At 65.1% G+C, this 22,697-nt stretch carries 23 protein-coding genes; 11 read left to right on the top strand and 12 right to left on the bottom strand.

Features of this window, described 5'->3' with window-relative positions; genetic code table 11:
• Positions 1 to 96: 96 nt before the first annotated feature.
• The 3 genes from ACYUME_RS16425 to ACYUME_RS16435 all read right to left on the bottom strand — a co-directional run bounded on the left by ACYUME_RS16425 (position 97) and on the right by ACYUME_RS16435 (position 1,612).
• Positions 97 to 597: a GNAT family N-acetyltransferase gene (locus tag ACYUME_RS16425; protein WP_279888029.1), complete on the bottom strand. Its 501-nt coding sequence runs from the start codon at positions 595 to 597 to the stop codon at positions 97 to 99.
• A 42-nt stretch (positions 598 to 639) separates the two neighbouring features.
• Positions 640 to 1,068 (bottom strand): RidA family protein, encoded by a 429-nt coding sequence (locus ACYUME_RS16430; RefSeq protein ID WP_460415791.1) that lies wholly within the window; start codon positions 1,066 to 1,068, stop codon positions 640 to 642.
• Positions 1,069 to 1,141: 73 nt separating this feature from the next.
• Positions 1,142 to 1,612: an FAD/FMN-containing dehydrogenase gene (locus tag ACYUME_RS16435; protein WP_460415792.1), complete on the bottom strand. Its 471-nt coding sequence runs from the start codon at positions 1,610 to 1,612 to the stop codon at positions 1,142 to 1,144.
• Positions 1,613 to 1,739: 127 nt separating this feature from the next.
• Between ACYUME_RS16435 and ACYUME_RS16440 the strand changes: the two genes are divergently transcribed.
• Positions 1,740 to 2,747 carry a GlxA family transcriptional regulator gene (locus ACYUME_RS16440; RefSeq protein WP_460415794.1) on the top strand — a complete coding sequence of 336 codons (1,008 nt, stop codon included), beginning with the start codon at positions 1,740 to 1,742 and terminating at the stop codon, positions 2,745 to 2,747.
• Positions 2,748 to 2,839: 92 nt separating this feature from the next.
• Here ACYUME_RS16440 and ACYUME_RS16445 read toward each other — a convergent pair whose 3' ends face one another.
• Complete coding sequence (locus ACYUME_RS16445; RefSeq protein ID WP_460419379.1) at positions 2,840 to 3,355, bottom strand: thioredoxin family protein; 516 nt, start codon at positions 3,353 to 3,355, stop codon at positions 2,840 to 2,842.
• Positions 3,356 to 3,374: 19 nt separating this feature from the next.
• Entirely contained in the window at positions 3,375 to 3,650 is a 276-nt protein-coding gene (locus ACYUME_RS16450) for a DUF2790 domain-containing protein (protein ID WP_279888037.1), read from the bottom strand.
• A gap of 218 nt (positions 3,651 to 3,868) precedes the next feature.
• Here ACYUME_RS16450 and ACYUME_RS16455 point away from each other — a divergent pair, with 218 nt between their 5' ends.
• The 6 genes from ACYUME_RS16455 (at position 3,869) to ACYUME_RS16480 (ending at position 8,280) form a co-directional block, all read left to right on the top strand.
• Positions 3,869 to 4,609, top strand: a complete 741-nt coding sequence (locus tag ACYUME_RS16455) for a response regulator (RefSeq protein ID WP_279888038.1) — start codon at positions 3,869 to 3,871, stop codon at positions 4,607 to 4,609.
• The gene (locus ACYUME_RS16460; RefSeq protein ID WP_460415795.1) at positions 4,606 to 5,892 is read left to right on the top strand and encodes a sensor histidine kinase; all 1,287 of its coding nucleotides are present in this window, start codon (positions 4,606 to 4,608) and stop codon (positions 5,890 to 5,892) included. Before ACYUME_RS16455 ends, ACYUME_RS16460 begins: the two co-directional genes overlap by 4 nt.
• Before the next feature lie 258 nt (positions 5,893 to 6,150).
• Positions 6,151 to 6,849 carry an AzlC family ABC transporter permease gene (locus tag ACYUME_RS16465; RefSeq protein WP_279888056.1) on the top strand — a complete coding sequence of 233 codons (699 nt, stop codon included), beginning with the start codon at positions 6,151 to 6,153 and terminating at the stop codon, positions 6,847 to 6,849.
• Entirely contained in the window at positions 6,846 to 7,160 is a 315-nt protein-coding gene (locus tag ACYUME_RS16470; RefSeq protein WP_279888041.1) for an AzlD domain-containing protein, read from the top strand. Before ACYUME_RS16465 ends, ACYUME_RS16470 begins: the two co-directional genes overlap by 4 nt.
• Positions 7,157 to 7,993 (top strand): AraC family transcriptional regulator, encoded by an 837-nt coding sequence (locus ACYUME_RS16475; protein ID WP_279888043.1) that lies wholly within the window; start codon positions 7,157 to 7,159, stop codon positions 7,991 to 7,993. Before ACYUME_RS16470 ends, ACYUME_RS16475 begins: the two co-directional genes overlap by 4 nt.
• 59 nt (positions 7,994 to 8,052) lie before the next feature.
• Complete coding sequence (locus ACYUME_RS16480; RefSeq protein ID WP_023630605.1) at positions 8,053 to 8,280, top strand: hypothetical protein; 228 nt, start codon at positions 8,053 to 8,055, stop codon at positions 8,278 to 8,280.
• A gap of 93 nt (positions 8,281 to 8,373) precedes the next feature.
• Here ACYUME_RS16480 and ACYUME_RS16485 read toward each other — a convergent pair whose 3' ends face one another.
• The 6 genes from ACYUME_RS16485 to ACYUME_RS16510 form a co-directional block, all read right to left on the bottom strand.
• Entirely contained in the window at positions 8,374 to 8,856 is a 483-nt protein-coding gene (locus tag ACYUME_RS16485; protein WP_279888049.1) for a copper chaperone PCu(A)C, read from the bottom strand.
• On the bottom strand, positions 8,857 to 9,465 hold the full coding sequence (locus ACYUME_RS16490) for an SCO family protein (protein WP_279888050.1): 609 nt from the start codon (positions 9,463 to 9,465) through the stop codon (positions 8,857 to 8,859).
• Positions 9,466 to 9,648: 183 nt separating this feature from the next.
• Positions 9,649 to 10,359 (bottom strand): sel1 repeat family protein, encoded by a 711-nt coding sequence (locus ACYUME_RS16495; RefSeq protein WP_460415796.1) that lies wholly within the window; start codon positions 10,357 to 10,359, stop codon positions 9,649 to 9,651.
• 115 nt (positions 10,360 to 10,474) lie between these two features.
• Positions 10,475 to 11,059 (bottom strand): Fe-S biogenesis protein NfuA, encoded by a 585-nt coding sequence (gene nfuA, locus ACYUME_RS16500; protein WP_134691968.1) that lies wholly within the window; start codon positions 11,057 to 11,059, stop codon positions 10,475 to 10,477.
• 57 nt (positions 11,060 to 11,116) lie between these two features.
• On the bottom strand, positions 11,117 to 12,142 hold the full coding sequence (locus ACYUME_RS16505) for an acyltransferase family protein (RefSeq protein WP_460415797.1): 1,026 nt from the start codon (positions 12,140 to 12,142) through the stop codon (positions 11,117 to 11,119).
• A 198-nt stretch (positions 12,143 to 12,340) separates the two neighbouring features.
• Entirely contained in the window at positions 12,341 to 14,641 is a 2,301-nt protein-coding gene (locus ACYUME_RS16510) for a fatty acid cis/trans isomerase (protein ID WP_279887488.1), read from the bottom strand.
• A gap of 175 nt (positions 14,642 to 14,816) precedes the next feature.
• Between ACYUME_RS16510 and metH the strand changes: the two genes are divergently transcribed.
• Together metH and ACYUME_RS16520 are read left to right on the top strand one after the other, a co-directional pair.
• A complete protein-coding gene (metH, locus tag ACYUME_RS16515; RefSeq protein ID WP_460415799.1) occupies positions 14,817 to 18,524 on the top strand; it encodes a methionine synthase in 3,708 nt (1,235 codons plus the stop codon).
• A 146-nt stretch (positions 18,525 to 18,670) separates the two neighbouring features.
• Positions 18,671 to 18,889, top strand: a complete 219-nt coding sequence (locus ACYUME_RS16520; protein WP_279887491.1) for a DUF2970 domain-containing protein — start codon at positions 18,671 to 18,673, stop codon at positions 18,887 to 18,889.
• A gap of 266 nt (positions 18,890 to 19,155) precedes the next feature.
• On the opposite strand, the gene ACYUME_RS16525 is transcribed toward ACYUME_RS16520, so the two are convergent.
• Complete coding sequence (locus ACYUME_RS16525; protein ID WP_460415800.1) at positions 19,156 to 20,247, bottom strand: ABC transporter substrate-binding protein; 1,092 nt, start codon at positions 20,245 to 20,247, stop codon at positions 19,156 to 19,158.
• 216 nt (positions 20,248 to 20,463) lie between these two features.
• Here ACYUME_RS16525 and ACYUME_RS16530 point away from each other — a divergent pair, with 216 nt between their 5' ends.
• Both ACYUME_RS16530 and ACYUME_RS16535 read left to right on the top strand, forming a co-directional pair.
• On the top strand, positions 20,464 to 22,116 hold the full coding sequence (locus tag ACYUME_RS16530) for a nitrite/sulfite reductase (protein ID WP_279887495.1): 1,653 nt from the start codon (positions 20,464 to 20,466) through the stop codon (positions 22,114 to 22,116).
• A complete protein-coding gene (locus tag ACYUME_RS16535; protein WP_279887496.1) occupies positions 22,100 to 22,594 on the top strand; it encodes a DUF934 domain-containing protein in 495 nt (164 codons plus the stop codon). Before ACYUME_RS16530 ends, ACYUME_RS16535 begins: the two co-directional genes overlap by 17 nt.
• Positions 22,595 to 22,697: the final 103 nt, after the last annotated feature.

Consider the following 22,697-nt stretch of genomic DNA (forward strand, 5'->3'; position numbering starts at 1 on the left):
ACCGATTATCGGAACAGTCCGAAATTGCAAAGTACTGGCATTATGCCGCCCGATGAAAGATTTTTGTGAAGTCCATCACAAAAAAATCCGACCCCATCAATGCCGCCGCTGCATTACCAGGAAATTGCGCAGCTGTGGTTCATCGTCCAGGTCGATCTCCCGTACCTGGCGCGGCAGGCTGGCCAGCAGTGCCAGGCAGAACGCCAGGGCCGGCGCATCCGCGGGGTAGCAACGCAGCAACCAGTCGCCCTGCCCCTCGCTCAGCACTTGCCGGGCCACGGCAGAGCCGATGCCGAGGCGACGGTACTTCCTGAGAATGAACAGGTCGGCCAGCTCCAGCGCGTCGATGCCGGGCAGCTCGCTACGCTCGACCAGGACGAAGCCGGCAATGAAGCCATCGACCAGCACCAGGCTGGCGTACCAGCCCGGCGACTGCCAGTAGCGCTCGAAATGCGCTTCATGAATGTAGAAACGCCCGTCCACTTCGACATCCTCCTGCTCCCAGTCGGAAGACTCGTAGGCGTAGAACTGGTAAAGGTTGCGGACCAGATCGACGTGCTCAGGGCCGGCCTGGAGCAGCTCGATAGTGACGGACATGCAGGGTGCTCGGAAAAGTCGGAGGCGCGAGTCTACACCGTTTCATGCCACCGCATCCTGTGGCAGCGCCGCCACCGCATCGATCTCCACCAGCATCCCGTCCAGCGCCAGACGCGGCACCGGGATCAGCGTGCAGGTCGGCGTCATCCTGCCGTCCCAGGCCCGTTGCGCCTCGGCCACCCACTCGCGCAAGCGCGCCTCGGAGTGGTCGACCACCAGCAGGGTGAGCTTGCACACCTGCGCCAGGGTGGCGCCCCGGGAGGCCAGGGCAATCTCCAGGTTCACCAGGGCCTGGCGCGCCTGCTCGTCGAAACGCATCGACAGCCTGCCCTGCAGGTCTTCCCCACCCTGCCCGGCGACATACACCAGGCGGCTGCCGGCGCGCACCTCGGCAACATGGGAATAGGCATTGGCGCTGGGGTCGTAGAGGCCTTCGGGATTGCAGAGTTCGAACGCGGCGGGCACAGGCATGGTGTCGCTCCATCATTGATTGGCAGGAGCGAGCGAGTATCGGACCTCAGGTTAAGTCGAGGTCAAGCCCGGGTCAGTCGATCACCACTTGCGCCAACGCCTCTTCCAGCGCCTGGGCATCGACATACTCCCTGCGCTCCACCAGCACGCCCTTGTCCAGCGCCAGCCACAGCACCTTGCCTTCGGCGCCGTCATAGCGACTGGCAACCCGGCCTTCGCGATCCAACAACACCCGGTAGCCATAGTCGCGCATGGCCGGAATGGCGAACAGCTTGCTGATCAGTACCGGCATGCGCTGGATATCGGCGACGAAGGCCGCGTGGCGAGCTTCCAGGTAACCCTCGGGGCACTTGGCCATGGCCGCTTTCATCAGCTTGGCAGCGTCCATGTCCCGGGCCACCAGCAGGATGCGCGTATCGGGGCCAAGGCTGTAGGGCTGGTCATGCTGGTCGAGCAGGGTCCAGGAGGCGAGCGCCTCACCCGGCTGCACGGCCTGGGCCAGTAACGGGAGCAGGCTGAGCAGCAATGCGGCAGCGTATTTCATGGTGATCGGGATCCTGATGGCTTGGCGAGGTCGCCAGCATAGCCCAAAGGATGGGGCGATCCCGCGGTTGTCTTTCCCCCCTCTGCGACGCACACTCATCCCCGCCAGCCAGGAAGCGGAGTCCGCAGTGCCCACGCCACGTCAGTTCAGCAAGAAGACCAGCACCAGCAACATGCTGCGGCTCAAGTCCACCGACGCCAGCCTCCAGCGCGCCTACCGGGTCGACTTCATCCTGCTCGAACACTTTTCCATGGCCAGCTTCACCGTGGCCATGGACGTGCTGGTCACGGCCAACCTGCTGCGCGCGCGGAGCTTCGCCTTCACCCCGTTGTCGCTGGCGGGCGACCGCGTGCTCAGTGACCTGGGCCTGGAGCTGGTCGCCACGGCGTTCGATCCACGGAGCTTGCCGGACGTCGACCTGCTGGTGATCTGCGGCGGCCTGCGCACGCCGCTGAAGTACCCCGATCTGGACCGCCTGCTGGGCGATTGCGCCAGTCACGGCATGACGCTTGGCGGTCTGTGGAACGGCGCCTGGTTTCTCGGTCGCGCCGGGGTGCTCGACGACTATGGCTGCAGCGTGCATCCCGAGCAGCGCGCCAGCCTGGCCGAGATCAGCCCGCAGACCCGCATCACCCCGGCCAGTTTCACCCTCGACCGCGACCGCCTGAGCGCTGCCAGCCCCAACGGCGCCATGGAACTGATGCTCGGCCTGGTGCGCCGCCAGCATGGCGACGCCCTGGCCGAGGGGGTCGAGGAGATCCTGTCGTTCTCCGGCGCGCGCTACCGCCAGGTCGGGCCGGGGGCGAAAAAGTCCATGAGCCTGCACCTGCGCACCATCGTCGAGCTGATGGAGAACAACCTCGAGGAGACCTTGAGCCTCGACCAGCTGGCGGCCTATTCAGGGCGCTCGCGGCGGCAGATCGACCGTTTGTTCCAGGCCCAGCTGGGCACCTCGCCCCGGCGTTACTACATGGAGCTGCGCATCACCAAGAGTCGACGCCTGCTGCAGTATTCGGACCTGTCGGTGATGGAGGTCGCGGTGGCCTGCGGATTCGTTTCGGTGTCGCACTTCAGCAAGTGCTACGCGGCCTATTTCGGCTATCCGCCGTCGCGCGAGCAACGGCTGGGGGAGTGAATCCGCCTCGCGGGACAAGCCCGCTCCCACGCCGTCTGCCAACCTGCGTGGGAGCGGGCTTGCCCCGCGATAGGGCCGACACGAACAACAGATCACCCTTGCTCATTCAACAACGCCTGAATCACCCGTTCCTGTCCTGCATAATCGCCCTCGCCAAAATGCACATGGCGCACCTGGCCCTTGCGATCGACAAAGTAATGCGCTGGCCAGAACTGATTGCCCCAGGCGTTCCAGATCCGGTAGTCGTTGTCCACCGCCACCGGGTAGGCGATGCCCAGCTGCCGCACCTGGGCCCGGACATTGCCCAGGTCGTGCTCGTAGTCGTACTCCGGCGTATGCACCCCGACCACCACCAGCCCCTGCCCGGCGTAACGTCGCGCCCAGTCGTTGACATGGGGCAGGCTGCGCCGGCAGTTGCCGCAGTCGTAGGTCCAGAAATCCACCAGCACCACCTTGCCCCTGAGCGCCGGGGTGTCCAGCGGCGGCGAGTTGAGCCACTGCTCGGCCCCCGCCAGGGACGGCATGGGACCGTAGCTGTCCCGGGCCAGCAGGTGACCGGCCAAGCCAAGCCCGATCAGGGCCAGGGCGACGCCGCCGGCCTTGAGCAGACGGCGCCGGACGCGCACCTCAATTGTCATGGCAGGCACTGGTGGCGTAGGAGCGGTACTCGACACTCTGTGGCTTGCCCTGGGAATCGAGGTAGTCCATGCGCGTGTTGACCACGCCGCAGGCATGCTGCGGGTCATTCTTCACCGCCACCACCTTCTGTATGTCCAGGTGATCACCGTAGCGGTACTGCATCACGCTGGCATCGTTCAGCGAACTGTTGCTGGCCTGGGCAGTGATGGCGCCAAGGCCGAGTACGGCGAACAAGGTGGCGCTGGCGAAAGTCTTGAAGTTCATGGCGTGTCTCCTGATGCGAGGTCTTGGCATGGGGAACGTCACTCCCCGGTCGAGAGCCATTTCACGCCTGCCAGGTATCGGGCTTGTGTCCGTCGCCGGGGGGATGTGCCTGCGCCTGTATCTGCACCGCCAGCAGATACACTGCAATACAAAGCACGGCAGGCAAGCCCGGATTCGCTCGGTACACTGCGCCCACCACCCCGAACAAGGACACCCCGATGGAACACGTCGATCACATCCTGGTCGTCGATGACGACCGCGAGATCCGCGAGCTGGTCGGCAACTACCTGAAGAAGAACGGCCTGCGCACCAGCATCGTCGCCGATGGCCGGCAGATGCGCGCCTTCCTCGAAAACAACGCCGTCGACCTGATCGTGCTGGACATCATGATGCCCGGCGACGACGGTTTGCTGCTGTGCCGCGAACTGCGCGCCGGCAAGCACCGCAACACGCCGGTATTGATGCTCACCGCGCGCAACGACGAGACCGATCGCATCATCGGCCTGGAGATGGGCGCCGACGACTACCTGACCAAGCCCTTCTCCGCCCGCGAACTGCTCGCGCGGATCAACGCCGTGCTGCGCCGCACACGCATGCTGCCACCGAACCTGACCATCAGCGAAAGCAGCCGGCTGATCGCCTTCGGCCCCTGGCGCCTGGACACCACTGCTCGCCACCTGCTCGACAGCGAAGGCACCCTGGTGGCGTTGTCCGGTGCCGAGTACCGCCTGCTGCGGGTGTTTCTCGACCACCCGCAACGCGTGCTCAGCCGCGAGCAGTTGCTCAACCTCACCCAGGGTCGCGAGGCGGACATCTTCGACCGCTCGATCGACCTGCTGGTCAGTCGCCTGCGCCAGCGTCTGGGTGACGATGCCCGTGAACCCACCTGCATCAAGACCGTGCGCAGCGAAGGCTATGTATTCTCGCTGCCCGTGCAGTTGCTGGAGTCGCCGGCATGAAGTGGCCCGGCACCCTGGCCTCGCGCCTGGCCCTGATCTTCTTCACAGGGCTGGTGCTGGCCTACGGCCTGTCGTTCAGCCTGCAGGCCTACGAACGCTATGTGAGCAGCCGCTCGATGATGCTCAGCAATCTGGAGCTGGATGTCGCGACCTCGGTGGCCATTCTCGATCGCCTGCCCGCCACCGAGCGCCCTGCCTGGCTGTCACGCCTGGAGCGGCGCACCTACCGCTACCGCCTCGACGGCGGCCTGCCCGGCGAGGCCATGCCCAGCGCCGACCCGCCGATGGCCGCCGAATCCATCGTCAAGGCCATCGGCGACCGCTACGCGCTGACCTTCCAGGAGATCCCCGGCCCCAACGCCCATTTCCAGGCCCACCTGCGCCTGGCCGACGGCGCGCCGCTGACCATCGACGTCACCCCCGCCGCCGTGCCGGTGGCCACCTGGCTGCCGGTGGTGCTGCTGATCCAGCTGGCGGTGCTGCTGGCCTGTACCTGGCTGGCCGTTCGCCTGGCGATCGGCCCGCTGACTCGCCTGGTCCGGGCCGTGGACACCCTCGACCCGAACAGCCCCGGCCCGCTGCTGGACGAAAGCGGCCCGCGCGAGGTGCGCTACGCCGCCGTGGCCTTCAATGCCTTGCAGGCGCGTATCGCCGCCTACCTCAAGGAGCGCATGCAACTGCTCGCGGCGATCTCCCATGACCTGCAAACCCCGATCACCCGCATGAAGCTGCGGGTCGAGCAGATGGACGACGGCATGGAGCGCGACAAGCTGTGGCACGACCTCGATGCCATGGAACACCTGGTGCGCGAAGGCGTGGCCTATGCCCGCAGCATGGACAGCAGCACCGAGGCGCCGTGCCGGGTCAATCTCGATGCCTTCCTCGACAGCCTGGTGTTCGACTATCAGGACAGTGGCGCGCAGGTCGACCGGCGCGGCAGCGCCCAGGCAACCCTGGAGACCCGCCCGCACGCCCTGCGCCGCGTGCTGGTCAACCTGGTGGACAACGCCCTGAAGTTCTCCGGCGCCGCGCAGCTGGAAGTCGGGTGCGAGGACGGCAGGACGTTGATTCGCGTGCTCGACAACGGGCCAGGGATACCTGAAGCGGAGCTGGACGATGTGCTCAAGCCGTTCTACCGGGTCGAGGGCTCGCGCAACCGCAGTACCGGCGGCACTGGGTTGGGGCTGGCGATCGCCCAACAGCTGACCCAGGCCATGGGGGGCAGCCTGACCTTGAGCAACCGCGCCGAAGGCGGGCTGTGCGCGCAGATCGAGCTGCGCTGAATCGACAATCGCGGCCTGCGATCAGGCGCTCCCCTGTAGGAGCGGCCTTGTGTCGCGAAAGGGCCGCAGAGCGGCCCCGGCAATCTCCGCTGCGAAGCTGGAATCCTGGGGCTGCTTTGCAGCCCTTTCGCGACACAAGGCCGCTCCTACAGGAATTGCGCAAGGCCTGGGGAGAGGCGACAACAAAGCAAGATCGTTCAAGCCACCCTCTGACCTGTCTGGCATGCTGGCCTGCCCCGTCGATTCGTTGCCATGCCCATGTCCAGCCCGCCTATCGCCCGCCAAGCCTTCCTCCACGGCGCCATCGCCATCCTGCCGCTGTCGCTGGCCGTCGCCCCCTGGGGGTTGCTCGCCGGCTCCATGGCCATCGAGGCCAATCTCAGCGCCTGGCAAGGCCAGGGCCTGTCGGCCATCGTCTTCGCCGGCGCCGCGCAGCTGGTAGCCATCGGCATGCTCAAGGGCGGCGCCAACCTGTTCTCGATCCTGCTCACCACCTTGCTGCTGACCTCGCAGCACCTGCTCTACGGACTGTCCATGCGCCCTGTGCTGTCCGGCCTGCCAACCCGCTGGCGACTGGGCCTGGGCTTCCTGCTCACCGACGAATTCTTCGCCCTGACCAGTCACCACGACCAGCAGCAGTTCAACCGCTGGTACGCCCTGGGGGTCGGTCTGACCTTCTATGTCGCGTGGAACCTGTTCACCCTGGCGGGCATCGTCCTCGGCCAGAACATCCCCCATCTGGACCAGCTGGGCCTGGACTTCTCCATCGTCGCCACCTTCGTCGCCCTGATCGCGCCACTGGTGCGCAACCTGCCGACCGTGGTGTGCGTGGCGGTGTCGCTGTTCTGTTCGGTGCTGTTCAGCTACTGGCACTGGGAAACCGCGCTGGTGGTGGCCGGGTTGCTGGGCATGGCCGCCGGATTCGTCTGCCAGAAATTCTCCGGGGGTCGCTCATGATCTGGCTGCTGATCGTCGCCATGGGCGTGGTGGTGTTCCTCAACCGCTACGCCTTCCTCGAACCACGCCTGCCGCTGCGCCTGAGCTCCAATGCGCGGCAGTTCCTCGGCTTCGCCGTGCCCGGCATGCTCACGGCCATCTGCGGGCCGATCATCTTCCTGCCCGGCCACCAGCTCGACCTGAACCCGCTGAACCCCTACCTGCTGGGGGCACTGGTCGCCATCGCCCTGGTGCTGTTGACCCGCAGCGTGTTGCTGAGCATGCTGGCAAGCATGCTGATCTTCTTCCTCCTGCGCAGCTGGCTGGCATGACCACGCCCCTGCGCGAACAGGCCCACCTGTGGCAGGCGCCCGCCCTCGGCGACGTCGAGATGCTGCACGCCCGCTACATCCAGCAGCGCTTCGCCCCGCACGTGCATGAAGGCTATGTGTTCACCGTGATCGAATCCGGCGCCCAACGCTTCTGGCACCGTGGCAGCGAGCACCTGGCGCCGGTGGGCAGCATGGTGCTGATCAATCCCGACGAGCTGCACACCGGCGCCACCGCCCATGAGGCCGGTTGGCGCTACCGTGGTTTCTACCCCGAGCATGAACGGGTCACCGGCGTGCTCGACGAGCTGGAGCTGGGTCGCCATGGCATGCCCCGGTTCAAGGACAGCGTGATCCAGGACCCGGCCCTGGCCGCCGCCTTCAGCCAGCTGCACCAGCTCTCCGAGGCCAATGCCAGCGCACTGGAGCAACAGACCGCCTGGCGCCACGCGGTCCTGGCGCTGGTGCAGCGCCACGGCCACTGCGCCGAGCCTTCCGCCCCCGGCAACGAACCGCTGGCCGTGGCCCGGGCCCGCGAATTGCTGGAAAGCCAACTGGCCGACCCGCCCTCGCTGGAGACGCTGGCGGCGGCGGTGAACCTGTCCCCTTTCCATTTCGCCCGGGTGTTCCGCCAGGCCACCGGCCTGCCGCCGCATGCCTGGCTCAAGCAGCGCCGCCTGGCCCGGGCCAGGGAGTTCCTGAGAAGTGGCCTGCCTGCGCTGGAGGTCGCCTTCGCCCTGGGCTTCGCCGATCAAAGCCATCTCACCCGGCAGTTCAAGCAAGCCTATGGCGTCACGCCGGGGGCCTACCGCCAGGCCTGCCTGAGCCTGGCGTGACCCGCATGCAGGCCGGCGCGCCGCTGCTACACTCAAGGGGCTGAATGGAGGATCGGGTCATGTCCGAACGAGAAATCACCACGCTCCTGTCGCTGATGAGCCAGCGCCAGGCCTGCCTGAGCAGCGCCTGCAAGGAGATCGCCGACTGGATCGACCGGCAGGGCGACGTGCCCGCCGCCGGCAAGATCCGCGCCAGCCTCAAGGCGCTGGAGGCGGAGGACGCCCAGGTGCGCAAGACCCTGACGTCGCTGAACATCGAACGGCCGCTGCCACGCTTTCGTAGCTGACAGGGGCTGCTTTACAGCGCTTTCACGGCGCAAGGCCGCTCCTGCAGGGGGCTACGACCTCCTGTAGGAGCGGCCTTGCGCCGCGATCCGCTATCAGTGGTTCATGTGCATGTGGTCGTGCCCTGCGCCGGCCTCGGCGTTGAGCGCGCGCACCTCTGCCTGTACCTGCACGGTTTCCTTCGCGCCCTTGGCATCCACGATGGTCAGGGTCAGCGGCACCTTCTCCCCTTCCTTCACCTGCTGGTTCAGGCCCATCAGCATCACGTGGTAACCATTGGGATCCAGGACGACAGGCTTGCCTGCCGGAAGCGCGATGGCATCGACCGGCCCCATCTTCATCACATCACCGTTCATGACCATCTCATGAACCTGGACGTCCTTGGCCACGGGCGAAGCGACGCTCACCAGCTTGCTGTCGCCGCTGGCGGTCAGGGTCATGAAGGCGCCGGTGGACTGCTGGTGCGCCACGCTGGCGCGCACCCAGGCATCGCTCACGGTGGTCTGGGCGAAGGCAGGCAGGCTCAGGCCCAGCAGCGCCAGGGCGGCCAGGCCGCGTTTGATCGGTTGCATCGACATTCAGCAGATCTCCATCAGGGTGGCCAGGTCTTCGGCGCATTCCTTGGCGTTCAGGGAATGGCCCAGGCTCAGGCGCAGGGTGCCACGTGTGTCATAGACGTAGCTGGTGGACGAGTGAGAGATGGTGTAGGTGTCGCCGGCCGGGACCTTTTCGTAGAACACCTTGAACTCCCTGGCCACCTCGGCGATTTCCTCGGGGGTGCCGGTCAGGGCGATGATCGACGAGTCGAAGGCCTTGACGTAGGCATCGAGCACTTCAGGGGTATCACGCTCCGGGTCCAGGGTGATGAACACCGGCTGGAAGATCTCCTGGTCGCGCCCCCGGAGCATCTTCTTGATCTGCACCACGCGCGCCAGCGCGGTCGGGCAGACCGCCGGGCACTGGGTGAAACCGAAGAAGATCATCGGCATCGAACCGTAGAAGCTCGACAACGTGCAGTCGTTGCCGCGAGTGTCCTTGAGCTTGAACTTGCGCCCGAGGATTTCGTTGCTCATGTTCTTGCCGTACTTGAACTCCAGGCCCCGGGCCGGGTTGCAACCCGCCAGCAGGCCAAGCCCCAGTACGCCCATCCCGGCGACTACCGCGCGCCGGGTCAACAGATCAGTCATGGAACCATCCTTTACAGGGAAGGTGCCGACCCCTGGGATGGGCCGGCCAGAAAACCGGGGCATTCTGTCACGCCCCCCCCGCACCATCCACCCGACAAAGGCCCGATCGGGCTGCAGCCCTTTGTTTACGGGGCGCGACCTGTTGTCGCAGGGCTTGAATCCGTAACACTTTGTTGCTAGGGATCAGTGCTCGATGACCTGGGCAGCGTTCAGCCGCCCGGCCACACGTGGGCAACCGTTGAGTTCCACGGCATGCTCCCAGTACTCACGCCGCTGCGGCGAGTCACCACGGCCTGCCTTGTAGCCCAGCAATCGATAGAGCTCGGCCTGGTAAGCGGTGGCATCGCCCCATTGCAAGCGGTTGTCCTTGAGATTCGGCTTGAAGCATTCGAAACCGACAGCCGGCTGCGGGTAATAGCGGGCAAACTGTGGCAATTCGGCCAGCGCCTTGCGCAGGGCAGGCAGGTAGGACGGGCCATCCACGTAGCCAATGCAGTCAGTGTTCACCCGTAGCGCCGCAGGCGCGAAGCCTTGCTCCAGGCTATCGGTCAGCAGCTTGCAGGTCATGGCCGTGTCCGCCGACGGCTCATAGGCGAAGTAGTAGAGCGCCAAGCGATACTGGGCCACGGCATGGCCCCGGGCCGCCGCCTGTTGCAACCGCGCCAGCGCCGGATCGCGCTCCCTGCGAAACGCCGCGACATCCGCTTCGAGGGCCGACGCTGGCGTACCCGCCAGCGAACGCTCGGCCAACGCGAGCAACCGCGGCTCGAGGGCATCCAGTGTCGCCACTGCCGCACGATACTGCTCGTCACTGCCGGCCGGCGGCTGGTAACTGGCCCAGGCCTGCGCGCAGGCCAGGGACAACGGAACTACAAACGCGTGCAGGGCTTTCATACCGAGCGTCCTTGTTCAGAAAATCAGCGAGAGGCTCAACGCATCGCGGGGCAAGCCCGCTCCCACGCTCTGGTTCAAGCGTGAAGCAGGCTTGCCCCGCGATGGGGAAACCGCCTTAGTAGTAGGCGTTTTCCTTGTTGCTGTGGTCGGTCACGTCGCGCACGCCCTTGAGCTCGGGAATGCGCTCGAGCAGGGTGCGCTCGATGCCTTCCTTGAGGGTCACATCGGCCTGGCCGCAACCCTGGCAACCACCCCCGAACTGCAACACGGCGATGCCGTCGTCGACCACGTCCACCAGGCTCACGGCGCCGCCGTGGCTGGCCAGGCCGGGATTGATCTCGGTCTGCAGGTAATAGTTGATGCGCTCGTTGATCGGGCTGTCTTCATTGACCATCGGCACCTTGGCGTTCGGCGCCTTGATGGTCAGCTGGCCGCCCATGCGGTCGGTGGCGTAGTCCACCAGCGCGTCCTCGAGAAACGGCACGCTGACCGCGTCGAGGTAGGCGGTGAAACTCTTCAGGCCCACCGGCTCGTCGTCGGGCTTCTCTTCGCCCGGTTTGCAGTAGGCGATGCAGGTCTCGGCGTACTGGGTGCCCGGCTGGGTGATGAAAATACGGATGCCGATGCCAGGCGTGTTCTGCTTGGAGAGCAGATCGGCCAGGTAATCATGGGCGGCGTCGGTAATGGTTATAGCGCTCATGGAAGTTCCTCACAGACTTGCCGGCAGTGTACGCCAACCCGGCCCCCGAACAAAGTCCTAGCATTTGACTCGGGAAAGCGCCGGCGCTGGCGTCGGCGCCGCGAACCAAGCCTTGAGCCGCCAGTACAGGCCACGTTCCAGCCATTGGTAGCTGAGCCACGACATTAGTCCGATTGACGGCACGCACAAGGCGAACACCAGGTACGGGTTCAGGCTCAGCCACTCACGCACGAACAGTCCGGCATACAACACCAGGACGTGAATCAGGTACACCGAATAGGAGCAGTCACCCAGCGCCTTGAGCACTCGGTTGCCCTTGAAGCACGGTTCCAGGGCAATGAACGCCAGTACCACCAACGCACTGGGCAGTCCCCAGTGCAACAGGCGCTGGGAGGCATCCAGGTGGTAGAGGGCGAAACCGGCCACGCCCAGCAGCAACAGCGGCAACCATGACCCTTCGCGGATCAGTCCGCGGCGATAGAGCACGCCCAGGCCGATGCCCAGCAGGAACTCGTAGACGATGTCGTTGTTGTAGAAGCGACTGAGCACGCCCAGGCGCCCCAGCACTTCGCTGACCAGCAGCAGCGCCGCGGTCACCAGCAGCAGGTGATGACGTTGGCGCACCAGGAAGGCCAGGCCGAACAGCAGGTAGAAGAACATCTCGAAGTTCAGCGTCCAGCCGACATTGAGCGTTGGATACAAGCCATAGCCACCTGGGTTCTCTGCGGGAATGAACAGCAGCGACAGCAACAGGTGCTGCCACTCGAACACCTGGTGCGGCATCCAGCGACTGGCGATCAGCGTCAGCACGGCCATCAGCAGGGTGTAGAACCAGTAGGCGGGCACGATGCGCAGGGCGCGGTTGAGCAAAAACTGTGCGGGCGCGATGTCCTTGTCGCGGGTCGAGAGGTAGATCACCAGGCCGCTGATGACGAAGAAGATGTCCACCCCCACCGCGCCGCGGTCGGCGAGCAGTTGGCCGAGGGGGCCGGTGGCGTTGAAGTCGAAGAAGATCTGCATGAAGTGGTGGCAGACCACCACCCAGGCGGCGAATGCCCGGAGAGCCTGAAGCGAGTACAGCATGAAAAACCCTGCGTTGACCGGTGCGTTGAGGCTTCGGTCATCGCTTCGTTCCATCGCGGGGCAAGCCCGCTCCCACGCTGGCGTCTGGACTCCAGAAGCGTGGGAGCGGGCTTGCCCCGCGATGGCCACAAAGCCGTCTCGACCGGAACCACTCAGCAGTTCCGACCGCAGCAGGCCGGGAAAGTCCCGGCCAACCGATCAGAGGTTCTCGTAGCGGTTCATGTCCAGCACCCCCGCCTCCACCGGCTCGGTCTCCTTGATGTAGCTGTTCAGGTCGTGGAAGTAGCGCCAGAACTGCGGATGGCTACGGCGCACGCCCCAGCGCATGACGATACGCTCGAACTTCGCCGTGTCGTCGCGCGCCGCCTCCATGTCCTCGACGAACTCCGGCACATCCGCCGCCGGGATGTTGAAGATGAAATTGGGATAGCTGCTCAGCACACCCGGAACCAGGGTCAGGGTGTCCAGCCCCGGCTGGTAGCGGTAGGCCTCGCCGAGCAGGAACGCCACGTTGCTGTGGGCACGGTTGCGCAACAGGCTGTAGACCTGGCGCTGGCCACCCTGCCCCTCGACGCGCAGCAGGGTCGCCTCGGGCAACTGGCCGATCACCTTGAGGCCCGCGGCCGGGCGCGACACCAGACGACTGAGCGACTGTTCGACATCGCGAAACTCCGGCGACATCTGCGGGCGGGAGCAATAGGCGCCCTGACAGCGGTTGATCGGATCGGGCGCGGCGTTCAGGCTGCCGGTACGCTGCAGAAGCTTCAGGCCGAAGTCACGCTTGGGGTCGTGCTTGTCCAGCTTCAGCGCGCTCGGGGTGCTGGTGTCGATGTCCTCGTAGTCCATCCACATCTTCACTTTGCCGCTGTTCTGGTACCAATCGCCGAGGATCTCGCCACGCTTGCTGGCCGGCATCAGGCGCAGGAAGTTGACCTCGGCGCCGTTGCGGATCAGGTCGAAGTACAGGCGCGTCTGCAACTGGTGCGAGACGTTGCCGAACACGTCGAAGTTCACCGCCAGCTGGTAGTAGGTGCGCTCGAACAGTGGGTAGTCGAACAGCCACATCGTCAGCGGCACATCACCGATCAGGCCCTTGGTCACCGAGGCACTGTCGAAGTGGCGGAAGATGCTCAGCAGCGCGTTGTCGTTGCCGGCCCACAGGGTCGACCAGCTCGGCGCCGGCTGCTCGGCATACGCCTCGCGGCGCAATGCCTCGTACTCGTTGCGCTTGTCGCGGTAGGCGTGCCACAGGCTCAGCACGCTGCCGACATCGTCGATCTGCCCGGGCATGGCCAGCAGCGGCGTGGCCTCGCCCCGGTACTGGGCATCGGTGATGTACAGGTCGTGGGCCGGCTCCTGGAACAGCGCCCAGAAGTTGTCGCGGATCACGTCGGTGGCGATCTGCCCTCGGCATACCGGACCGCGAATGAAGGTGCGGACGAAGTACTCGGCGTTGTCCAGCATGAACTGGTAGCGGGCCACCGCCGGAATTGCCTCGAAGGTCTCGAACGGGTTGGCGCGGTGACGCGGGCCGTAGCCGGGCAGCGACGAGGCATGCCAGTCGCCACTGTAGAACAGCTGCTTGACCCGCTTGAGTTTCTGCGGCCCCATCGGGTAGGTGATGTGGGTCTTGTGGACGATCACGCCCTGCACCGGGGTCAGCCGGTAGTAGAAATCGGTGCCCGGCGGATCGTTGGGACGGCGGGTGGCGATCAGGTCCACCGGCTGGCCGCTGGGCGTGCGCGAGCGCACCCACTGGAAGAAGTGGCCCGGCTCGCCGCCGACGAAGTGGATGTGCGCCAGGAACAGGTGCTCGTACAACCAGCGGCCGACCAGCGCCTCGGTCGAGCCTGGGCGGTTGAGCAGCTCTTCCCACTCGGCGATCTGCCTTGCCTCTGCCGCGCTGGGCTGGATCGGCGTTTTCTCGACCGGCGCGCCAGCGGCCAGCCAGCGTTGCAGGGTCTGGTACTCCTGGTCGGTCAGGCCGGTGACCGCCAGTGGCATGCCCTCTTTCGGATGCGCGCCGGCATAGGCGTCGAACTCGTGAGGTAGCGGGCACATGTTGTTGCGGTTGAGCCCCAGGACAATTTCTTCGGGCAGCTTGGCATTGGGCGTGAGCGGGGTCTTGTGGCCCAGCTCGAGCATGCGCGCCATCAGCGCCGCCTGGCTGCCCTGCTTGTCCAGCACCGAGTAGAAGCCCTGCTTGCGCCAGCCGGCTTCATCACGGGCATCGTAGAACAGCCGTGTGGTGGGCACTGCCTGGCTGCGTTCGCCCTGGTAGACCGGTACCTTGGAAGCACCACGCTCGGCGCCCTCGGCGCTGCCCAGGTTGAGCTGGCAGGCGGCGTCGTTGCAGGCGTGGCAAGCCACGCACTTCTCGGTGAAGATCGGTTGGATGTCCCGCGTGTATGAAATCGTCGGGCTCGATTGGGGGGCCTGCCCGAACGCCGCGCCACTGATGAGCAAGGCGAAGGCGCTGGCAAGTATGCGATGCAGCATGTGCCGAATGTCCTGGTTACTTGAAGCCATCACGATGTGCCTGGCGGGTCCTGAGGTGTTGGGAGGGCGCCCACCTACATGAGGGAAATTCATGCAAATGGTCGATACGCCTAAAATCCATGCAGCTTTGTTATTATTCGGCACCTTCTGATATTTGCCCGACCAGGTAGTTCCTATGTCCGACCGCAGCGCTCGTTACCAAGCACTCCAGAAAGCACTCAAAGAGCGCATCCTGATCCTCGACGGCGGCATGGGTACTATGATCCAGAGTTACCGCCTCGAGGAACACGACTATCGTGGCACGCGCTTCGCCGATTGGCCAAGCGATGTCAAAGGCAACAACGATCTGCTGCTGCTCAGCCGTCCCGATGTCATCGCCGCGATCGAGAAGGCCTACCTCGACGCCGGCGCCGATATCCTCGAAACCAACACCTTCAACGCCACGCAGATTTCCCAGGCCGACTACGGCATGGAGTCGCTGGTGTACGAGCTGAACGTCGAAGGCGCGCGCATCGCCCGCCAGGTGGCCGACGCCAAGACCCTCGAGACCCCGGACAAGCCGCGCTTCGTCGCCGGCGTGCTCGGCCCGACCAGCCGCACCTGCTCGATCTCCCCCGACGTCAACGACCCAGGCTATCGCAACGTCACCTTCGACGAACTGGTGGAAAACTACACCGAGGCCACCCGCGGCCTGATCGAGGGCGGCGCCGACCTGATCCTGATCGAGACCATCTTCGATACCCTCAACGCCAAGGCAGCGATCTTCGCCGTGCAGCAGGTGTTCGAGGAGGACGACGTCGAGCTGCCGATCATGATCTCCGGCACCATCACCGACGCCTCCGGCCGCACCCTGTCGGGCCAGACCACCGAAGCCTTCTGGAACTCGGTGCGCCACGCCAAGCCGATCTCCGTGGGCCTGAACTGCGCCCTCGGCGCCAAGGACCTGCGTCCATACCTGGAAGAGCTGGCGACCAAGGCCGACACCCATGTGTCCGCCCACCCCAACGCCGGCCTGCCCAACGCCTTCGGCGAGTACGACGAGACCCCGGCGGAAATGGCCGCGGTGGTCGAGGAGTTCGCCGCCAGCGGCTTCCTCAACATCATCGGCGGCTGCTGCGGCACCACCCCGCCGCACATCCAGGCCATCGCCGAGGCCGTGGCCAAGTACAAGCCACGGGAAATCCCGGAGATCCCCAAGGCCTGCCGCCTGTCGGGCCTGGAGCCGTTCACCATCGATCGCCAGTCGCTGTTCGTCAACGTCGGCGAGCGCACCAACATCACCGGCTCCGCCAAGTTCGCCCGGCTGATCCGCGAGGAGAACTACACCGAGGCCCTGGAAGTCGCCCTGCAGCAGGTCGAGGCCGGCGCCCAGGTGATCGATATCAACATGGACGAAGGGATGCTCGACTCCCAGGCCGCCATGGTCCGCTTCCTCAACCTGATCGCCGGCGAGCCGGACATCTCCCGCGTGCCGATCATGATCGACTCCTCCAAGTGGGAGGTGATCGAGGCGGGCCTGAAGTGCATCCAGGGCAAGGGCATCGTCAACTCCATCTCCATGAAGGAAGGTGTCGAGCAGTTCAAGCACCACGCCCGCCTGTGCAAGCGCTACGGCGCCGCCGTGGTGGTGATGGCCTTCGACGAGGTCGGCCAGGCCGATACCGCCGCGCGCAAGAAAGAAATCTGCCAGCGTAGCTACGACATCCTGGTCAACGAAGTGGGCTTCCCAGCAGAAGACATCATCTTCGACCCGAACATCTTCGCCGTGGCCACCGGCATCGAGGAACACAACAACTACGCCGTCGACTTCATCGAGGCCTGCGCCTATATCCGCGACCACCTGCCACACGCCCTGAGTTCCGGCGGGGTGTCCAACGTGTCGTTCTCGTTCCGCGGCAACAACCCGGTGCGCGAGGCGATCCACTCGGTATTCCTCTACCACGCGATCCAGAACGGCCTGACCATGGGCATCGTCAACGCCGGCCAGCTGGAGATCTATGACGAGATCCCCGCCGCGCTGCGCGAAAAGGTCGAGGACGTGGTGCTCAACCGCACCCCGGAAGGCACCGACGCCCTGCTGGCGATCGCCGACGACTACAAGGGCGGCGGCGCGACCAAGGAAGTAGAGAACGAAGAGTGGCGTTCGCTGCCGGTGGAAAAGCGCCTGGAGCACGCACTGGTCAAGGGCATCACCGCGTTCATCGTCGAGGACACCGAGCAGTGCCGCCAGCAGTGCGCGCGCCCCATCGAGGTCATCGAAGGCCCGCTGATGAGCGGCATGAACGTGGTCGGCGACCTGTTCGGCGCCGGCAAGATGTTCCTGCCCCAGGTGGTCAAGTCGGCTCGGGTGATGAAGCAGGCGGTGGCCCACCTGATCCCGTTCATCGAGGCCGAGAAAGGCGACAAGCCCGAGGCCAAGGGCAAGATCCTCATGGCCACGGTCAAGGGCGACGTGCACGACATCGGCAAGAACATCGTCGGCGTGGTGCTCGGTTGCAACGGCTACGACATCGTCGACCTCGGCGTGATGGTGCCGGCCGAGAAGATCCTGCAGACCGCCCGCGAGCAGAAGTGCGACATCATCGGCCTGTCCGGGCTGATCACCCCGTCGCTGGACGAGATGGTCCACGTCGCCCGCGAGATGCAGCGCCAGGACTTCCGCCTGCCACTGATGATCGGTGGCGCCACCACCTCCAAGGCGCACACCGCGGTCAAGATCGAGCCCAAGTACTCCAACGACGCCGTGGTCTATGTCACCGACGCCTCGCGCGCGGTGGGCGTGGCCACCCAACTGCTGTCCAAGGAGCTCAAGGCCGGCTTCGTCGAGAAGACTCGCGAGGAATACGTCGAGGTGCGCGAACGCACCGCCAACCGCAGTGCCCGCACCGAGCGCCTGAGCCATGCCCAGGCCATCGCCGCCAAACCGCAGTACGACTGGGCCGGCTACCAGGCCGCGGTGCCCTCCTTCACCGGCGTCAAGGTGCTGGAGGACATCGACCTGCGCACCCTGGCCGAGTACATCGACTGGACCCCGTTCTTCATTTCCTGGGACCTGGCCGGCAAGTTCCCGCGCATCCTCACCGACGAAGTGGTCGGCGAAGCGGCCACGGCGCTGTACAAGGATGCCCGTGAGATGCTCGACAAGCTGATCGACGAAAAACTGATCAGTGCCCGCGCGGTGTTCGGTTTCTGGCCGGCCAACCAGGTGGCTGACGACGACATCGAGGTGTATGGCGAGAACGGCCAGACGCTGGCCACGCTGCACCACCTGCGCCAGCAGACCATCAAGCCCGACGGCAAGCCAAACTTCTCCCTGGCCGACTTCGTCGCGCCGAAGGACAGTGGCGTGACCGACTATGTCGGCGGCTTCATCACCACCGCCGGCATCGGCGCCGAGGAAGTGGCCAAGGCCTATCAGGACAAGGGCGACGATTACAGCTCTATCATGGTCAAGGCCCTGGCCGACCGCCTGGCCGAGGCCTGCGCCGAGTGGCTGCACGAGCAGGTGCGCAAAGAGCACTGGGGTTACGCCAAGGACGAGCACCTGGACAACGAGGCGCTGATCAAGGAGCAGTACAGCGGCATCCGCCCCGCGCCTGGCTATCCGGCCTGCCCGGACCACACGGAGAAGGAAACGCTGTTCCGCCTGCTCGACGGCACTGCAATTGGCGAGACCGGCCCGAGCGGCGTATTCCTCACCGAACACTTCGCCATGTTCCCCGCGGCGGCGGTCAGCGGCTGGTACTTTGCCCACCCACAGGCGCAGTACTTCGCCGTGGGCAAGGTGGACAAGGACCAGATCGAGCGCTACAGCGCGCGCAAGGGCCAGGACATCAGCGTGAGCGAACGCTGGCTGGCGCCGAACCTGGGCTACGACAGCTGATCCCGTGGGAGCGGGCTTGCCCCGGATGGCCGGTCCACCGCCATCGCGGGGCAAGTCGCATCGGCGCACCGCCGCTCCCACCACGGCGGCATTCCTCTCGAGATTACCTACACTGTCCCTGATTGCCTCTGACCAAGGAGCCACTCATGGACGACCGCAACTCGGGCAAACCGCCCACCTTCTGGCAGATGCTGCAAAGCATCCTCGCCGCCGCCTTCGGCGTGCAGAGCGGCAAGAACCGCGCGCGCGACTTCACCTACGGCAAGGCCAGCCACTTCATCGTGATGGGCACGCTGTTCACCCTGGTGTTCATCCTGGTGCTGATCGGGCTGGTGCAACTGGCGATGCACCTGACGGCGCGCTAGCACGCGCAGATAAAGGCAAGCCGCCCGCGGATATCCCTTCCGCGGGCGGTTCAGGTGTGTTTCACGGTCTGAAGCAGTATCCGCTACTGATGGCTGACCCAATACACGGCAGTGACCACCACCAGCACGATCAGGCACAGGATCGCCCAGGCATCGACGCTGCTGTCAGCTTTGCGGACCTTGGTAGAGTTTCCCATTGCATTGCCTCTTGTAGTGTTTATGGGAATGCACTTCAAGCAGCAGTTAAGTCCAGCAATGCCCTTCGCTCAAGCAGGGTCTTTCAATAAGTCGACGGGTGACGTGAGAAACGGGTAGCGAAAGTCAGCCTTGCGCCCCTCGGCGCTGTAGCGCCGAAAATCGATGCCGTAGTCATCCTGCTCCAGCAATCGCAACCAACGGCGCGCCTTGACCGGGTCGATCAACTGCAACGCCGGCACGCGATGCTGGCGCAGGCCGCCACGATCCAACGCCAGCCCCTGGGCATCGTCATGCAGCATCACCATGGCCCAGCCACCCAGGCGGAAGTGGCCGCCCATCAGCACGCTCAAGCGGCCATCGATGCGTGCGCGCAAGGCCTCGGGCGAGCTGTTGACCGCGCTGAACAGCGCATCGCGCCCTGGCACCTTGCCAGCGGCCTCGAACGCCCGCATGGCGCCGAACGCCATCTCATCGTTAGCCGACCACACCAGCTTGGTGTCCGGATAACGCTGCAGCAGCATCTGCGCCTGCTCGAAAGCCCGCTGACGGCTCCAGCCGCCATACACCACCTGCCGCAGATGCACTCGCGGATGCTCCGCCAGCGCCCGGCGCATGCCCTGCTCGCGCAAGCGCGAGGCCGGCGTGGTGCTGACCCCGGCAAAGGCCAGCAGCTCCACGCGCTCGGTCGTCGCCGGCAATTGCGCGATCATCGCGCCGAGCATCTGGTAGCCGGCCTCCTCGTCGTTGCCGGTGAGCGTGCCAAGCACCTGGGCGTACTTCTGCGGCTGCGCCTGGATGCTGCTGGCCTGGCTGTCGGTCAGGCCGTTGTTGACCAGGAACAGCTTGACCCCGCTGCCATGGGAAAGACGGATGATCTCCGGCGCCACGTACTGTTCATTGACCAGCACCAGATAGTCCGGGCGCCGCGCGCCCTGCAGCACCGCCCGGGCCTGGGACAGGGCGAGATCGGCGCGGCGCTCGCTGTACTGCACGCTCAGGTCCATGCCCAGGTCCGTCGCGGCGGCCTGCATGAAACGCGAATAGTCAACCCAGAAGGTTTCGTTGGAATAGCCCGGATTGAGAAACACCACCGAAGCGGCCTGTGCGCTCGCCGCCAGCGGCAGACTCAAGCACAGGCTCTGGCACAAGGCCTTGAGCATGCCGTTACATCCCTGCGGTACAAACGCCGGATTATAGCCATGCAACCCCCTGAAGCGGACAAATGCCAGTCAGTCTCACTTAGTCCAAATGGTTCTTTTCATATGCAAAAACATCACTTTAGCGCATAAACCCACTCTGCTATCGTTCCCCCGCTCCGACCCGGAGTGCGCGGCCGTGCGCGCGATTAGCTGCATGCAGCCTGAGACAGGACTTATATGTACGTATACGACGAGTACGATCAGCGGATCATCGAGGACCGCGTCAAGCAGTTCCGTGATCAGACCCGCCGCTACCTGGCCGGTGAGCTGAGCGAAGAAGAATTCCGCCCTCTGCGCCTGCAGAACGGCCTGTATATCCAACGTTTCGCGCCGATGCTGCGTGTCGCCGTGCCCTATGGCCAGTTGAACGCGCGCCAGGTCCGCATGCTGGCGAAGATCGCCCGTGACTACGACAAGGGCTACGCGCACATCAGTACCCGCCAGAACGTGCAGTACAACTGGCCGGCACTGGAGGACATCCCGGAGATCCTCGCGGAGCTGGCCACCGTGCAGATGCACGCCATCCAGACCAGCGGCAACTGCCTGCGCAACGTCACCACCGACCAGTTCGCCGGCGTCGCCGCAGACGAACTGGTGGACCCGCGCCCATGGTGCGAGATCGTGCGCCAGTGGACCACCTTCCACCCGGAATTCGCCTACCTGCCGCGCAAGTTCAAGATCGCGGTCAACGGCTCGAAGGACGACCGCGCCGCCATCGAAGTGCATGACATCGGCCTGGAGCCGGTGCGCAACGAAGCTGGCGAGCTGGGCTTCCGCGTGCTGGTCGGCGGCGGCCTGGGCCGCACCCCGGTGGTCGGCTCGTTCATCAACGAGTTCCTGCCCTGGCAGGACCTGCTCAGCTACCTGGACGCCATCCTGCGGGTGTACAACCGTTACGGTCGCCGTGACAACAAGTACAAGGCGCGGATCAAGATCCTGGTCAAGGCCCTCACGCCGGAAGTGTTCGCCGAAAAGGTCGAGGCCGAGATGGCTCACCTGCGCGGCGGCAGCACCACCCTGACCGAGGCCGAGGTGCAGCGCGTCGCCCGCCACTTCGTCGACCCCGAGTACCTGGCCCTGGACAACGTCGACTACGCCGCCCTGGATGCCGAGCACCCCGGCTTCGCCCGCTGGCGTTCGCGCAATACCCGCGCGCACAAGCAGCCAGGCTATGTCGCCGTCACCCTGTCGCTCAAGCCCACCGGCGTCGCCCCGGGCGACCTGACCGACAAGCAGCTGGACGCCGTCGCCGACCTGGCCGAGCGCTTCAGCTTCGGCTACCTGCGCACGTCCCACGAGCAGAACATCATTCTCGCCGACGTCGAGCAGCGCCAGCTGCACGCGCTCTGGCTGGAACTGCGCGAGCAAGGCTTCGCCACCCCGAACATCGGTCTGCTGACCGACATCATCTGCTGCCCGGGCGGTGACTTCTGCTCGCTGGCCAACGCCAAGTCGATCCCGATCGCCGAATCCATCCAGCGTCGCTTCGACGACCTGGACTACCTGTTCGACATCGGCGAGCTCGACCTGAACATTTCCGGCTGCATGAACGCCTGCGGCCACCACCACGTCGGCCACATCGGCATTCTTGGCGTGGACAAGAAGGGCGAGGAGTTCTACCAGGTCTCGCTGGGCGGCAATGCCGCGCGCGATGCCAGCCTGGGCAAGATCCTTGGGCCCTCCTTCGCCCAGGACGACATGGCCGACGTGATCGAGAAACTGATCAGCGTGTACGTCGAGCAGCGCACCGAAGACGAGCGCTTCATCGACACCTACCAGCGGATCGGCATCGACCCTTTCAAGGAACGCGTCTATGCAGCGAATCATTAAGAACAACCAGATCGTCGACGAAACCTGGCACCTGCTGCCCAAGGACGTGTCGATCGACGAGCTGACCAACTGCGACGACTACATCGTGCCGCTGCAGCTGTGGCGCGATCATCCGAGCCTGCTCAAGGCCCGCGACGGCGGCCTGGGCATCTGGCTGGACAGCGACGAGGAAGCCGAGGAAATCGGCGAGGACGTCGCGCACTTCCAGGTCATCGCCCTGAACTTCCCGGCCTTCACCGACGGGCGCAACTACTCCAACGCGCGCCTGCTGCGTGACCGCTACAAGTTCAAAGGCGAACTTCGCGCCATTGGTGACGTGTTGCGCGACCAGCTGTTCTACATGGCGCGATGCGGCTTCGATGCATTCGCCATCCGCGCCGACAAGGACCCGGAAGACGCGCTGCAAAGCCTGAAGGACTTCTCGGTGACCTACCAGGGCGCCACCGACGAACCGCTGCCGCTGTTCCGCCGCCGCTGATCGTCATGCGCGACAATGAAACGACCCGCCAACTGGCGGGTCGTTTCATTTGGCGGCCAGTACCCCTGCGGGAGCAGGCGGCTGCACGCCCCTCGCACATTCA

The organism is Pseudomonas sp. microsymbiont 2, from assembly GCF_054788395.1.

Bases quoted from the DNA above. Each gene is read 5' to 3' on its own strand.
- ACYUME_RS16450 (WP_279888037.1), bottom strand. From the start codon at position 3,650: ATGAACTTCAAGACTTTCGCCAGCGCCACCTTGTTCGCCGTACTCGGC.
- ACYUME_RS16520 (WP_279887491.1), top strand. From the start codon at position 18,671: ATGGACGACCGCAACTCGGGCAAACCGCCCACCTTCTGGCAGATGCTG.
- ACYUME_RS16525 (WP_460415800.1), bottom strand. From the start codon at position 20,247: ATGCTCAAGGCCTTGTGCCAGAGCCTGTGCTTGAGTCTGCCGCTGGCG.
- ACYUME_RS16435 (WP_460415792.1), bottom strand. From the start codon at position 1,612: ATGAAATACGCTGCCGCATTGCTGCTCAGCCTGCTCCCGTTACTGGCC.
- ACYUME_RS16475 (WP_279888043.1), top strand. From the start codon at position 7,157: ATGACCACGCCCCTGCGCGAACAGGCCCACCTGTGGCAGGCGCCCGCC.
- ACYUME_RS16485 (WP_279888049.1), bottom strand. From the start codon at position 8,856: ATGTCGATGCAACCGATCAAACGCGGCCTGGCCGCCCTGGCGCTGCTG.
- ACYUME_RS16465 (WP_279888056.1), top strand. From the start codon at position 6,151: ATGTCCAGCCCGCCTATCGCCCGCCAAGCCTTCCTCCACGGCGCCATC.
- ACYUME_RS16535 (WP_279887496.1), top strand. From the start codon at position 22,100: ATGCAGCGAATCATTAAGAACAACCAGATCGTCGACGAAACCTGGCAC.
- ACYUME_RS16480 (WP_023630605.1), top strand. From the start codon at position 8,053: ATGTCCGAACGAGAAATCACCACGCTCCTGTCGCTGATGAGCCAGCGC.
- ACYUME_RS16430 (WP_460415791.1), bottom strand. From the start codon at position 1,068: ATGCCTGTGCCCGCCGCGTTCGAACTCTGCAATCCCGAAGGCCTCTAC.
- ACYUME_RS16425 (WP_279888029.1), bottom strand. From the start codon at position 597: ATGTCCGTCACTATCGAGCTGCTCCAGGCCGGCCCTGAGCACGTCGAT.
- ACYUME_RS16530 (WP_279887495.1), top strand. From the start codon at position 20,464: ATGTACGTATACGACGAGTACGATCAGCGGATCATCGAGGACCGCGTC.
- ACYUME_RS16510 (WP_279887488.1), bottom strand. From the start codon at position 14,641: ATGCTGCATCGCATACTTGCCAGCGCCTTCGCCTTGCTCATCAGTGGC.
- ACYUME_RS16495 (WP_460415796.1), bottom strand. From the start codon at position 10,359: ATGAAAGCCCTGCACGCGTTTGTAGTTCCGTTGTCCCTGGCCTGCGCG.
- ACYUME_RS16460 (WP_460415795.1), top strand. From the start codon at position 4,606: ATGAAGTGGCCCGGCACCCTGGCCTCGCGCCTGGCCCTGATCTTCTTC.
- ACYUME_RS16455 (WP_279888038.1), top strand. From the start codon at position 3,869: ATGGAACACGTCGATCACATCCTGGTCGTCGATGACGACCGCGAGATC.
- ACYUME_RS16505 (WP_460415797.1), bottom strand. From the start codon at position 12,142: ATGCTGTACTCGCTTCAGGCTCTCCGGGCATTCGCCGCCTGGGTGGTG.
- metH (WP_460415799.1), top strand. From the start codon at position 14,817: ATGTCCGACCGCAGCGCTCGTTACCAAGCACTCCAGAAAGCACTCAAA.
- nfuA (WP_134691968.1), bottom strand. From the start codon at position 11,059: ATGAGCGCTATAACCATTACCGACGCCGCCCATGATTACCTGGCCGAT.
- ACYUME_RS16490 (WP_279888050.1), bottom strand. From the start codon at position 9,465: ATGACTGATCTGTTGACCCGGCGCGCGGTAGTCGCCGGGATGGGCGTA.
- ACYUME_RS16470 (WP_279888041.1), top strand. From the start codon at position 6,846: ATGATCTGGCTGCTGATCGTCGCCATGGGCGTGGTGGTGTTCCTCAAC.